This is a genomic window from Paenibacillus amylolyticus (genome assembly GCF_003719335.1).
In the GTDB taxonomy this organism is placed as follows: domain Bacteria; phylum Bacillota; class Bacilli; order Paenibacillales; family Paenibacillaceae; genus Paenibacillus; species Paenibacillus amylolyticus_D.
The window spans coordinates 595,622-607,918 of sequence record NZ_RIAS01000002.1; the positions used below are offsets into that span (position 1 = coordinate 595,622).

The 12,297-nt window shown below is 47.4% G+C and carries 12 protein-coding genes; 11 read left to right on the forward strand and 1 reads right to left on the reverse strand.

What is annotated here, in order from left to right; translation table 11 throughout:
- Positions 1-266: 266 nt before the first annotated feature.
- The 5 genes from tkt (at position 267) to EC604_RS06445 (ending at position 5,728) form a co-directional block, all read left to right on the forward strand.
- Positions 267-2,309, forward strand: coding sequence for a transketolase (tkt, locus tag EC604_RS06425; RefSeq protein WP_123063318.1), 2,043 nt, complete (start codon positions 267-269; stop codon positions 2,307-2,309).
- Between the two features lie 154 nt (positions 2,310-2,463).
- The gene (locus tag EC604_RS06430; protein WP_123063319.1) at positions 2,464-2,781 is read left to right on the forward strand and encodes a pyrimidine/purine nucleoside phosphorylase; all 318 of its coding nucleotides are present in this window, start codon (positions 2,464-2,466) and stop codon (positions 2,779-2,781) included.
- A gap of 182 nt (positions 2,782-2,963) precedes the next feature.
- Positions 2,964-4,319, forward strand: a complete 1,356-nt coding sequence (locus EC604_RS06435) for a glucose-6-phosphate isomerase (protein WP_090918059.1) — start codon at positions 2,964-2,966, stop codon at positions 4,317-4,319.
- Positions 4,320-4,487: 168 nt separating this feature from the next.
- Positions 4,488-5,120 (forward strand): YigZ family protein, encoded by a 633-nt coding sequence (locus EC604_RS06440; protein WP_123063436.1) that lies wholly within the window; start codon positions 4,488-4,490, stop codon positions 5,118-5,120.
- A gap of 5 nt (positions 5,121-5,125) precedes the next feature.
- The gene (locus EC604_RS06445; RefSeq protein WP_123063320.1) at positions 5,126-5,728 is read left to right on the forward strand and encodes a TetR/AcrR family transcriptional regulator; all 603 of its coding nucleotides are present in this window, start codon (positions 5,126-5,128) and stop codon (positions 5,726-5,728) included.
- A gap of 174 nt (positions 5,729-5,902) precedes the next feature.
- Here EC604_RS06445 and EC604_RS06450 read toward each other — a convergent pair whose 3' ends face one another.
- On the reverse strand, positions 5,903-6,304 hold the full coding sequence (locus EC604_RS06450; RefSeq protein WP_123063321.1) for a secondary thiamine-phosphate synthase enzyme YjbQ: 402 nt from the start codon (positions 6,302-6,304) through the stop codon (positions 5,903-5,905).
- Between the two features lie 383 nt (positions 6,305-6,687).
- Between EC604_RS06450 and cysT the strand changes: the two genes are divergently transcribed.
- The 6 genes from cysT to EC604_RS06480 all read left to right on the forward strand — a co-directional run bounded on the left by cysT (position 6,688) and on the right by EC604_RS06480 (position 12,141).
- Complete coding sequence (cysT, locus tag EC604_RS06455) at positions 6,688-7,503, forward strand: sulfate ABC transporter permease subunit CysT (protein WP_123063322.1); 816 nt, start codon at positions 6,688-6,690, stop codon at positions 7,501-7,503.
- Positions 7,500-8,297: a sulfate ABC transporter permease subunit gene (locus tag EC604_RS06460; RefSeq protein WP_090918049.1), complete on the forward strand. Its 798-nt coding sequence runs from the start codon at positions 7,500-7,502 to the stop codon at positions 8,295-8,297. Before cysT ends, EC604_RS06460 begins: the two co-directional genes overlap by 4 nt.
- A 1-nt stretch (position 8,298) precedes the next feature.
- Positions 8,299-9,363 carry a sulfate/molybdate ABC transporter ATP-binding protein gene (locus EC604_RS06465; RefSeq protein WP_123063323.1) on the forward strand — a complete coding sequence of 355 codons (1,065 nt, stop codon included), beginning with the start codon at positions 8,299-8,301 and terminating at the stop codon, positions 9,361-9,363.
- A 46-nt stretch (positions 9,364-9,409) separates the two neighbouring features.
- The gene (locus EC604_RS06470) at positions 9,410-10,477 is read left to right on the forward strand and encodes a sulfate ABC transporter substrate-binding protein (protein ID WP_192895070.1); all 1,068 of its coding nucleotides are present in this window, start codon (positions 9,410-9,412) and stop codon (positions 10,475-10,477) included.
- Positions 10,478-10,666: 189 nt separating this feature from the next.
- Positions 10,667-11,113: a hypothetical protein gene (locus EC604_RS06475; protein ID WP_123063324.1), complete on the forward strand. Its 447-nt coding sequence runs from the start codon at positions 10,667-10,669 to the stop codon at positions 11,111-11,113.
- A gap of 233 nt (positions 11,114-11,346) precedes the next feature.
- Positions 11,347-12,141, forward strand: a complete 795-nt coding sequence (locus EC604_RS06480) for an MBL fold metallo-hydrolase (RefSeq protein ID WP_123063325.1) — start codon at positions 11,347-11,349, stop codon at positions 12,139-12,141.
- The last annotated feature ends 156 nt before the right edge of the window (positions 12,142-12,297 follow it).

A 12,297-nucleotide genomic window follows, 5' to 3' on the forward strand; every position in this document is an offset into this window, starting at 1 on the left:
GCTTGGAACGAAAATTTGGCAAAATCTGCTTCCTTCAGCGTTTTCAGACACACCCTAGCAATGTTTAATCAGGATCACCTGAATTTTCCGTAACTTTCTAAAAGAAGGTTATGGAAAAGCTTCACGGCAAGTGATACAATACAAAAGTGAATAAGTCAAAATGAAACATTCAAGCGGATTCACTTATTGTTTATGCGGTTTGCTTGTATGATGAGAGGGACTCGCTTGCGCACCCGACTTATCTAAAGACATGAGGAGGACAAACCATGACTGACAAGAACGAAGCGATTCAAAAGGACGAGAACACCACAATCGACAACCTGTCGATTACAACCGTACGTACTTTGGCGATTGATGCAATTGAGAAGGCAAATTCCGGGCACCCGGGTATGCCGATGGGCTCCGCTCCGATGGGGTACCAGCTTTTTGCAAAAACGATGACTCATAACCCGGACCACCCGACTTGGATTAACCGGGACCGCTTTGTGCTGTCCGCAGGACATGGCTCCATGTTGCTGTACAGCTTGCTGCACCTGAGCGGCTACGATCTTCCTATGGAAGAATTGAAACAATTCCGTCAATGGGGAAGCAAAACTCCGGGTCACCCGGAATTCGGACATACAGCTGGTGTTGATGCAACTACCGGACCACTGGGTCAAGGTATTGCGATGGCAGTTGGTATGGCCATGGCTGAAGCTCAGCTGGGCGCAACTTATAACAAAGATCAATTCAACGTTGTTGATCACTACACATATGCAATCTGTGGTGATGGTGACCTGATGGAAGGCGTATCTCATGAATCTGCTTCCCTGGCTGGACGTCTCGGCCTTGGCAAACTGATCATGCTGTTCGATTCCAACGACATCACGCTGGATGGCAAACTTGACCTGTCTTCTTCCGAAAGCATCGCTAAACGCTTTGATGCGTATGGCTGGCAAGTGCTGCGCGTTGAAGATGGTAATGATCTGCCTGCAATTGAAAAAGCAATCAAAGAAGGTCAAGCAGACACAGCACGTCCTACATTGATCGAAGTGAAAACCGTAATTGGTTATGGTAGCCCGAACAAACAAGGTAAAGGCGGCCACGGCGGTACTCACGGATCTCCACTGGGTGCAGAAGAAGCTAAACTGACTAAAGAATATTATAAATGGGTATACGAAGAAAACTTCCACGTACCGGCTGAAGTACGCGATCACTTTGCTCAAGTCAAAGAAAAAGGTATCGCTGCAAATAAAGCTTGGGACGAGCAATTTGCGGAGTACAAAAAAGCATACCCTGAACTGGCTGCTCAGTTCGAAACAGCAATTAACGGCGACCTTCCAGAAGGTTGGGATCGTGATCTGCCTAAATATGCAGCAACGGACAAAGCATTGTCTACGCGTGTAGCTTCCGGTAACGCTCTGAACGGTCTTGCACATAATGTGCCTCATCTGACAGGTGGTTCCGCTGACTTGGAAAGCTCCACAATGACTCACCTGAACAACTTGACTAACTTTACTCCAGAAGACTATTCTGGCCGTAACATCTACTTCGGTATCCGTGAATTCGGTATGGCTGGTGCGATGAACGGTATGGCATTGCACAGCGGTGTGAAAGTATTCGGCGGTACGTTCTTCGTATTTACCGACTACCTGCGTCCTGCTGTTCGTCTGGCTGCACTGATGAGCCTGCCAGTCACGTATGTCCTGACTCACGATAGTATCGCTGTTGGTGAAGATGGTCCTACGCATGAACCGATTGAGCAATTGGCTTCCCTGCGTATCATCCCGAACCTGACGGTAATTCGTCCAGCTGACGGTAACGAAACTTCTGCAGCTTGGGCTTACGCGCTGGAGAACAAGAGCAACCCGGTTGCCCTGGTTCTGACTCGTCAAAACTTGCCGATCCTCGAAGGAACTGTAGAAGGTGCACGTGAGAACTTGAAACGTGGTGCTTATGTGGTATCCGACGCTAAAGACGGCAAAGCGGTAGCACAAATCATTGCTACAGGTTCTGAAGTACAGCTGGCGGTTAAAGCTCAAGCTGCACTTGCTGAGCAAGGGATTCAAGTTCGCGTAATCAGCATGCCTAGCTGGGATCTGTTCGAGAAACAAGACAAAGCTTACAAAGAGTCTGTTCTTCTTCCAGATGTTAAAGCACGTCTGGCGATCGAAATGGCTCACCCAATGGGCTGGGAAAAATATGTCGGAGATCAAGGTGACATTCTCGGAATTAGCACATTCGGTGCTTCCGCGCCTGGCGACCGTGTAATCCAAGAGTATGGTTTTACTGTGGATAACGTAGTTAGCCGCGTAAAAGCATTGCTGTAATAAAAACTTTATACTTTAACCGTCTGTCATGGGCCGAACGTCTTCCGGCGCTTCTGGCTCATGACAGTTGTTATTTCCGCAGAGTCAAGGGCGGCATGGCTGCCCTGATCTGTGTTGCCTTTTGTTTTCATTAACTTCAGGGGAGCGGGTACGCATGTCACAATTCGATCAAGTCAGTGTAGTGAAAAAGGCCAACATTTATTATGATGGTCAGGTAACCAGTAGAACGGTTATTTTGGGGGATGGCAGCAAAGTGACGCTGGGCATCATGCTTCCAGGTAACTATGAGTTCGGCACAGGTTCCCGCGAAATTATGGAGATTCTGTCCGGCGATCTGAGAGTATTGCTTCCTGGTGAAGAAGAGTGGCAAGAGATTCAAGGCCAAGCGACATTCCACGTGCCTGCTGAATCCAAATTTAAACTGGAGATACGCAGCGTTACCGACTACGTCTGCTCGTACCCGGCGGAATAACACAAGAAGGGGAACTCGAACCGCAGTGTTGCGGATTCGATTTGCCCTTTTTGCTTCTTGATTGTTAACAGCCAAGTTCATGCGTAAGCTTGTCAGCAGGGTGGATTTGAAGTATCCTTAGGACAAGTTGTTTAACATGGAAAACGGAATTATTATACCGATATCAGGAGGTTTTTGAGATCATGGCAAAAAAAGTGACATTTGACTATAGTACAGCTTTGCAATTTGTAAACCAGCACGAAGTAGACTATTTCGCTGAACCGATCCGTTTGGCTCACGAGCAACTTCATAACGGTACAGGAACAGGTTCCGACTATCTCGGATGGATCGACCTTCCGACAGCATACGACAAAGAAGAATTTGCCCGCATTCAAAAAGCCGCAGCTAAAATCCAAAGTGATTCCGAAGTGCTGATCGTGATTGGTATTGGTGGATCATACCTGGGAGCACGCGCAGCGATCGAAATGCTGACACATTCTTTCTACAACAACTTGCCGAAGGACAAACGCAAAACTCCTGAGATTTATTTTGCTGGTAACAACATCAGCTCCACGTATGTGACACATTTGCTGGATCTGGTAGAAGGTAAAGACTTCTCCGTGAACGTTATCTCTAAATCGGGTACAACAACTGAACCAGCGATTGCTTTCCGTATTTTCCGTGCAGCTCTGGAGAAAAAATACGGGAAAGAGGAAGCTCGCAAACGCATCTACGCAACAACAGATAAAGAGCGCGGAGCGCTCAAAAAGCTGGCAAATGAAGAAGGTTATGAATCCTTCATCATCCCGGATGACGTAGGCGGACGTTATTCCGTACTCACAGCCGTAGGTTTGTTGCCAATCGCAACAGCGGGCATCAACATCGAAGAAATGATGCAAGGCGCAGCTGACGCTTCCAAAGAGTACAGCAATCCGAATGTAGCGGAGAACGAAGCGTATCAATATGCAGCCGTTCGTAACGCATTGTATCGCAAAGGCAAAGGCACAGAGATTCTGGTGAACTACGAGCCGTCCTTGCACTTCGTATCCGAGTGGTGGAAACAGCTCTTTGGTGAAAGCGAAGGTAAAGACTACAAGGGGATCTATCCTGCATCGGTGGATTTCTCCACAGACTTGCACTCTATGGGCCAATTCATTCAGGAAGGTAGCCGGAACATCTTCGAAACCGTTATTCAAGTCGCTGAAGTATCCGAGCACATTTCCATTGAAGCTGATGCAGACGACCTGGACGGTTTGAATTTCCTGGAAGGCAAAACGATGGATTTCGTCAATAAAAAAGCATTCCAAGGAACGTTGCTTGCACATACAGATGGCCAAGTTCCAAATCTGATTGTGAACATTCCAGATATGACTCCATATTCGTTTGGATATCTGGTATACTTCTTTGAAAAAGCATGCGGCATTAGCGGATATTTGCTGGGTGTGAATCCATTTGACCAACCGGGTGTGGAAGCATACAAGAAAAACATGTTCGCATTGCTGGGCAAACCAGGCTTTGAAGAAGAGAAAGCAGCGCTCGAAGCGAGACTTTCTGAATAATTCACGGCTCCGCTCATATAGTTAAATAAAGATTGTTAAGTCCATCCGGGAATGCGAGCTTTTGCAGGGTATCGTTTCCCGGATGTCATTAACCAAGGCAGTTCATCCGCAATATGCGGGGAACTGCTTTCTTGTAAAATGGATGATTTACGGAAAGTTGGATTAAAAATGATGGAACGTTATCGAACAGTTCGAGGATCGGGCCAACTGGAAATTGTGATCAAAAAATCACGGTTTATCGGTCATATCATGCCGGTCACAACTGAGGAGGAAGCCATTGCTTTTATTGATGATATCAAGAAAAAACATTGGAATGCGACACATAACTGCTCAGCATACATGATTGGCGAGCGGGATGAGATTCAGAAGCAGTCTGATGACGGGGAACCGAGCGGTACAGCGGGTAAACCTATTCTTGAGGTGATCAAGAATCAGCAATTGAAGAATGTAGCGATTGTCGTTACACGATACTTCGGGGGAATCATGCTTGGCGCTGGAGGACTTATTCGTGCGTATACAGACGGAGCTGTCGCAGCAATTGAAGCAGGAAAAGTTATTACCAAAGTGCTGCATCGAGAAGTATTTGTAGAACTGGATTATACGTGGCTTGGGAAAGTGGAAAATGAGTTAAGAGGCCGGGAAGTGCGTACAGGTGAAACGGCTTTCACCGATAAGGTTACGTTAACGTGTCTTCCGCCGGATAGTGAAACCGAGGCATTTATTGCCTGGATTACGGATTTGACGCAAGGACAATCCCGGATCACGGAGGGACAGCGGCTTTATTTTATTGAAGGGGAATAAAATATATGGCTAGAAGAGCAGTCGAACAGGAGTTGTCGAGGGAGCGGATACTGGAGGCGGCGAGGCATCTTTTTATTACCAAAGGATACCGCGCCATTTCGATGCGAAGCATCGGCCAGCATCTAGGCTATAGTCATGGGTCGCTGTATTATCATTTTAAGGAAAAAGCAGAGTTGTTCTATGCGATCGTGGTAGAGGATTTCAACCATCTGGGACACCTACTGTTGCAAGCCATGGTCAGGCCGGTTGCAGGCGGCGTGAACAAAGTTGAGCATATTTTGATGGAGTTTATTCGATTTGGTCTGGAAAATCCATATCAATACGAGATTATGTTTATGATTCGAGACGAGGAGTTATTGTCCTATTGTCGTACGGAGCAGGGGCGTTGTTTCGAACTGTTTGCGTCGATCATTCGGCAGTATATGAAGGAAGAGGGCTGTGCCGAAGAGGATATTGAGCATGTGCCGCGTACTTTGTTTCTGGCTATGCACGGATTCATATCTTATTATATTCAAGACCGTTTGACGTTTGCGGAGATCGAATCCTCTGCATTGTCTCATGTGAAAGTATTGTGCCGTAATTTGGGTCAGCAGCCTGGCGTGCAATAATTGCCGCTTTTGCTTGTCCTCATACTTCAAGGCGGTGATTGATCATAACGTTAACTCTTTATTACGTTATCATGCGAAAGATAATATCTGTACACGCTGAAGACGACGACAGGCGTTCCTGAACCCAGTAAAGGGTGGAACGCCTGTTTATGTTTGTCTTTTTTGAGATGAAACTTAACCTTCCATAATTTTGATGAAATACTCCCGATGACGTGGCCCATCAAATTCACAAAAATAGATCCCTTGCCAGCGTCCCAAGAGTAGTCTGCCTTCATGCAGGATGACAGTCTGTGACGGACCGGTAGTTATTGATTTGAGGTGAGAGGCCGTATTGCCCTCGGCATGACGATACTGAGGGTGCTCCCAGGGGTACACCTCATCGAGACGTAACAAGACGTCATGTTTAACATCGGGGTCCGCATTTTCATTAATGGCAATCCCTGCCGTTGTATGGGGGCAATAAATAAGCACGGTGCCATTCCGGATGCCACTACTTTGTACAACCTGCTCAACATCCCGTGTGATCTCCTTCATTTCATCTCTTGCAAATGTTGATATGCTTTTCGTATATAACATAATTAATCACTCCTTCACGTAGTAATGTCTTTCCTGAATTTTAACTCTTTAGATTGTACCTTAACCACCCGAGGCTAAACAAACCGCACGGATAACATGTATACATAAATGTTTGATCTCAAGTATTGAACGAAATTGCGTCAATCTAATGTACTAAATTCGTTTATGAAAATGGGGAGATTCGTTTAAACAGAGCATCAAATAGTTCGAATAAAAGCATTGACGATCAGCACTGCAAACTGGTAAAGTATCAGATAAGCAAAAACCAAGTAGACTAATGGGAATAATAATAAAGTAAACTTATCCAAATCAGGGGAATATCGCATGAAATCAGGTAGACTGCCGACCGGAGTTAAAGCCGGAGGCTGGGAGGGAACACAGTAATGAACACCGTTCTTCGTCACAAGGGATGGACTTGGGGTTTTCGAAGTACCGTATTGTTATATTTCATCGTACTCATTGTACTTCCAATCATCGGTGTGTACGCCAACTCCTTCTCTGAAGGGTGGAGTAATTTTGCTGAGAGTATCATGGATCCTATTGCATGGAAGGCGGTGCTGTTAACGGTTCGTCTGGCCGTGGTTGCCGCTTTAATTAATGTGATCTTAGGAACCATGATTGCCTGGGTGTTAACAAGATATCGATTCGTTGGCAGATCATTTCTTAACAGTCTTGTCGATTTGCCTTTTGCATTGCCAACAGCTGTAGGCGGTCTGATGATTATGCTGTTGCTCGGCCCAATCAGTGCTGTCGGGAAACTGGCTGAGTCGATGGGGTTTGAAATTGTATTTCATCAGCCTGCAATTGTGATTGCGATGACCTTTGTTACCTTTCCTTTTGTCATTCGCGCAGTGCAGCCTTTGCTGGAAGAGATCGATCCTTCCGAGGAAGAGGCTTCATACACGATGGGTGCTTCCAAGGCACGTACGTTCATGCAGGTCATTCTTCCATCCATGGCTCCCGGCATGATTAGCGGCGGAATGTTGGCTTTTTCCAGAGCGCTCGCTGAATTTGGCGCAGTTGTACTGGTTGCCGGTAATATTCCAGGCAGAACACTAACAGCTTCCGTTTTCATCTATGGAGAGATTGAAAGTGATAACCCGACAGGGGCGGCCGCGGTATCCGTATTGTTGCTAACACTCTCCTTTCTGATCCTCTGGCTAATCAATCTCGTACAGATGCGGGGGAGAAGAAGATGAGAAGACTCTTAATCGGACTTACGTTTGTAGTGTTCACATTGCTGTTGATCATTCCTCTCGGACGGATTCTGATTGGCGCATTTGAGGACGGTGCTGGCGGCTTTGTTAAAGGTATTATGCGTCCGGAGGCGCTTCACGCACTGATGATGACAGGGCTGGTCGTTCTGGTGGTTACCCTGTTAAATACATTGTTTGGCATTATGATGGCGATTTATCTGGTTCGTGCAGGCTGGCTGAGTGATCGGGTGAAAGGGTTGCTTAACAGCATTGTCGATTTACCTTATGCGGTATCGCCGGTTATTGGCGGTTTGATGATTGTTTTGCTGCTTGGACCGAACAGCATCATGGGAGGATTTTTTGAGGGCATCGGATTTAATGTGGTATACGCTTTTCCAGGCATGGTTATTGCCACGTTGTTCGTTACGTTTCCGTTGATGGTAAGAGAGGTCATGCCTGTCTTGCAGGAGCTTGGTTCGCAGCAGGAGGAGGCGGCTTCCACACTCGGAGCCTACGGCTGGAGAACGTTCTGGAGTGTAACCTGGCCTTCCATTCGCTGGGCAGTGGTTTATGGTCTGGTTCTGACGGTAGCGCGCTCACTGGGAGAATTCGGGGCAGTATTGGTCGTGTCCGGTAACATTATGAATAAAACGCAGACAGCAACAACGCTGGTGTATCAGGATGTAGAGAATTTCAACGTGTCTGCCGCGAACGGTGTGGCATTGGTACTGGTAACCTTCTCTGTAGGACTGCTGCTCCTGATGGAGTGGGCCAAGAAGCGAAAGGAAGTGCATTGAGATGCATGTAGAAGTTCGTGATCTTAACAAACACTTTGGTGATTTTCATGCGGTAAAAGATGTCTCATTCGATATTGCCAAAGGCCATCTGATCGGTTTGCTCGGCCCCAGCGGAGGCGGGAAAACGTCGATCTTGCGTATGCTCGCAGGGCTCGAAAGCCCAGGCTCGGGGGAGATCCGGTTCCACGGAAAAGTCGTGAATCATCTACCGCCTCAAGAACGGGGCATTGGATTTGTATTTCAGAACTATGCGTTGTTCAAACATATGAGTGTTTTTGATAATATTGCATTTGGTCTCAAGGTGAAAAAAACACCTAAAGCCCAGATTCGTGATCGCGTGATGGAACTCGTTGAGCTGACTGGGCTGAAAGGTTTCGAACAGCGTTATCCGCACCAGCTGTCGGGTGGACAGCGTCAACGTGTGGCTTTTGCCAGAGCGCTTGCGCCTGAGCCGCAGTTACTGCTTCTGGACGAACCGTTTGCCGCCATTGATGCTAAGATTCGTCAAGAGCTTCGTTCATGGCTGCGTGAGCTGATTGAAAGGGTAGGCATCACGTCCATCTTTGTTACTCACGACCAGGATGAAGCGATTGAAGTCGCAGACGAGATTATGATTATCAGCCAAGGTCGTTTAGAGCAAAAGGGTACCCCTTGGAATATTTATAAAAATCCGCAGACCCCATTTGTGGCGACCTTTATTGGGGAGTCTACGGTGGTAGAGGATGCCTCTCAGCTGAAAGGCTTCGAACATGCGGTGCAAGGTGGCAATACGCGTGCACTGATCCGACCGGAGTACATCGAGATTGGACTCAAGAATGAATTCACCATGCTGTCTGCAACGGAAAAAGGGATCGTAAAACATCTTCACTTCCGCGGTAGTGAATGGATGGTTGAAGTTGAGGTGGAGGGCCACAAGCTCATCACCTATCGCTCTCTGGAGAAAACGACACTGGAGATTGGGCAAACGATTCGTGTACTTGTGCATCGTGCGTATATGTTCAATGACTCGGTGAGCTGGGTCGTGGAGAACCGATTGAAAGAAGATCCGATGCCAGTCATGATCTAGAATGGAAGATGTTAAGGAAAAAGCAGAAAAGAAAGAAGGAGCAGCCATGCCGACGAGCCGAAACAAGAAGAAATTCAATCCTCTATATTTCATTCTGATGCTTGTGCTCGTCTGTGTGACTGCCGGATGCAGCAAGCAGGAGCAAGGACAAACAGCCACAGTTACGAGTGGTGATTCTTCGAACACACTGGTTATCGGTGCATATAGCGTAGCGAAGGATGCGGTAGGCGAACTGTTGCCCAAGTTCCAGGCAGAATGGAAAGCCAAGACGGGACAGACCATCAATTTTCAAGAATCCTATGAAGCTTCAGGAACACAGGCGAGAGCGATTGTTGGCGGGTTCGAAGCGGATGTAGCCCTGCTTGCGATGGAAAGTGACGTCGATAAACTGGTGAAGGCCAAGCTTGTCACTGCGGATTGGAAACAAACGCCGAATGAGGGCATGATTACACGTTCAATCGTTGTGCTGGGTACACGAGCAGGCAATCCACTGGGGATTAAAGATTTCCAGGATTTAACCAAGCCTGGCGTGAAGGTGCTGTATCCTAACCCGAAAACATCTGGCGGTGCACAGTGGGATATTAATGCGATCTATGGTGCGGGACTGAAGCTGTCGGAGGAGAAAGAGGGCAAGAAAGACCCTGCCGCAGCGAAAGCATTTCTGGAAGAGGTACACCAGAACGTTGAATCCCTGGACAAGAGTGGTCGTTCCTCGATGGCTGCGTTTGAATATGGTGTAGGAGACGTTATCGTAACGTATGAAAATGAGCTGCTTGCCCGAATTGCCAAGGGTGTAGATTATGATATCGTGGTACCGAAAAATACGATTTTAATCGAAAATCCCGCAGTGGTGGTGGATAAATACGCCGACAAACATGGCAATCGGGAGCTGGCGGAAGCCTTTATCGCGTACTTGCGAACACCTGAAGCACAGCGTATATTTGCGAAACACGGCTTCCGCTCCGTAGACCCGGACATATTTGCCGAGACGAAAGAATCGTTCCCGACACCAGCGGGGCTGTTTGATATCAACTATCTGGGTGGATGGGATGAGGTGCGTAAGACACTGTATTCCAAGCGTGGAGTCTGGTATCAGGTGCTGGCAGGCCTGTAACCGCTACTCTCCAGGTTATTCTGTCATCGGAGTGTTCCGTGTAAAATCTCTAGTTCAACTTATATAGGAATGCGAACCTTCATTTTGCGGCATGCCGAGATGGAGGTTTTTTACTACGAAAAGGTTATAATAGGAAGTATACTAATACACATGTTGGCATAATTGTAGTTGCAGAAAGGTGTGACCTTAATGAGTACAGAGATTAAATTGTCCCAAAGCACAGCGATTCGACTGGAGCAAGCCCGTGGCAAAGGCATGTCAGAAGCGGATATATTAAAAGCGATTCAAGCCAAGGATGTAGCGGCATTTGATAGCGTATCCGAGGAGCATTATCGGTACGATACGTTTTTCTCGTATGCGGACGAGCATGGTGAGAACTTGGAAGGGGCTCTACAGAACGGATATCGAATTACGTTTAATACGCGTGGAGGGCTTGGCATCTGGCTGGAAAAAGCATTTAATCTGCAAGCAGACAAGGATTTCACGGTGGGTGAGGGGATCATCACCGGTTTGCAGTTGACCGCAGAACAGGCTGAGGTGCTAGAGCAACGTCTGGCATGGAACTGGGTCATTACGGATAACATAGAGGTTCCTGCTGGCCGTGAGCTGACGTTGAAGCTGCGTGCGCTGGTGTGAGCGGACGGATATGGAACTATCATGTCTGAGGCTGGGCTTCTCCAGCCAGATCAGACGACAGACTTTCCCGGCAGCAGCGATGCGCTGTGAGTGGGGGAGTCTTTTTTTTGCAAAAGCGGAGGTAGGGGATTACAATTTACATAAAATATTTGAGGCACAACTATGTTGATTACGAATGAAGAGACATCACATCTGAGCTGAATAGGCTTCAGGGAGCGAGAGGGGAATGCGGAATGAATCAGCTCACATTTCTGGGCACAGGAGATGCCATGGGTGTCCCACGGGTATATTGTAGTTGTGAGATATGTACGGAGGCAAGGCGGACAGGGGAAAATCGACGAAAACGTTCATCTGTCCTGATTCACGGGGGCGGTGACTTTCGAGATCAGCATGTAGACGGGATGTTTATGATCGACTGCGGGCCGGACTGGCGTTCTCAGATGGAAGATCAGGGAATGCGGATGGTGCATACGCTGCTGATTACACATGCTCATTTTGATCATATTGGCGGTTTGCCAGAATGGGCAGATGCGTGCCGCTGGCTAGGCGTGAAGGGTAGATTGTATGCCCCGCGAGAGGTAATCGTTACGATACAGGGGCAATTTCCGTGGCTAGCTCGTCACATGGATTTTTTGGAAACCGATAATGGGATCGAACTTGGTGGATGGAAGATTCGTTCCTGGAAAGTGTGTCATGGACATAACGGTTTTTCGTATGCATATCGGCTGGAGCGTGAGGAGTATGCGTGGGCGTACTGTTCGGATGCCATAGATTTGAAGGAAGAAGAACAGGAACTGTTGCATGGACTGGATCTGCTGGTTCTGGGGACGAGTTTTGTACATGAGCTGGCGGAGTTTTCGACGCGTTCGGTGTATGATATGCAGGAGGCGCAGGAGCTTTTGCGAGTGTTGAAGCCGGGACACACCTATTTTACACATATGTCTCATGATGTAGATGTAAGGCAGAACTATAAACTGGATGAGGGCATCACCATAGCACGAACGGGCATGACGGTGGCACTGGGTTAGGATTCGATGTGAAATCGGGATTCAGCAATGAAAGTGGATAATTTGAGATCCAGGAATAGTTTTGTTTTGAAAAAATAAATGAAGAAGAGCGTATCCTTTACAGGAGGTTCTTCGTTTACATAATGAAACACTTAATCAGGAACCAGCAAAGGGGGG

What these genes read in the sequence shown, in the direction of transcription:
- EC604_RS06465 (WP_123063323.1), top strand. Translation starts at nt 8,299, where the DNA reads ATGCATGTAGAAGTTCGTGATCTTAACAAACACTTTGGTGATTTTCAT.
- EC604_RS06435 (WP_090918059.1), top strand. Translation starts at nt 2,964, where the DNA reads ATGGCAAAAAAAGTGACATTTGACTATAGTACAGCTTTGCAATTTGTA.
- EC604_RS06430 (WP_123063319.1), top strand. Translation starts at nt 2,464, where the DNA reads ATGTCACAATTCGATCAAGTCAGTGTAGTGAAAAAGGCCAACATTTAT.
- EC604_RS06450 (WP_123063321.1), bottom strand. Translation starts at nt 6,304, where the DNA reads ATGTTATATACGAAAAGCATATCAACATTTGCAAGAGATGAAATGAAG.
- EC604_RS06470 (WP_192895070.1), top strand. Translation starts at nt 9,410, where the DNA reads ATGCCGACGAGCCGAAACAAGAAGAAATTCAATCCTCTATATTTCATT.
- tkt (WP_123063318.1), top strand. Translation starts at nt 267, where the DNA reads ATGACTGACAAGAACGAAGCGATTCAAAAGGACGAGAACACCACAATC.
- EC604_RS06445 (WP_123063320.1), top strand. Translation starts at nt 5,126, where the DNA reads ATGGCTAGAAGAGCAGTCGAACAGGAGTTGTCGAGGGAGCGGATACTG.
- EC604_RS06460 (WP_090918049.1), top strand. Translation starts at nt 7,500, where the DNA reads ATGAGAAGACTCTTAATCGGACTTACGTTTGTAGTGTTCACATTGCTG.
- EC604_RS06475 (WP_123063324.1), top strand. Translation starts at nt 10,667, where the DNA reads ATGAGTACAGAGATTAAATTGTCCCAAAGCACAGCGATTCGACTGGAG.
- EC604_RS06480 (WP_123063325.1), top strand. Translation starts at nt 11,347, where the DNA reads ATGAATCAGCTCACATTTCTGGGCACAGGAGATGCCATGGGTGTCCCA.
- cysT (WP_123063322.1), top strand. Translation starts at nt 6,688, where the DNA reads ATGAACACCGTTCTTCGTCACAAGGGATGGACTTGGGGTTTTCGAAGT.
- EC604_RS06440 (WP_123063436.1), top strand. Translation starts at nt 4,488, where the DNA reads ATGATGGAACGTTATCGAACAGTTCGAGGATCGGGCCAACTGGAAATT.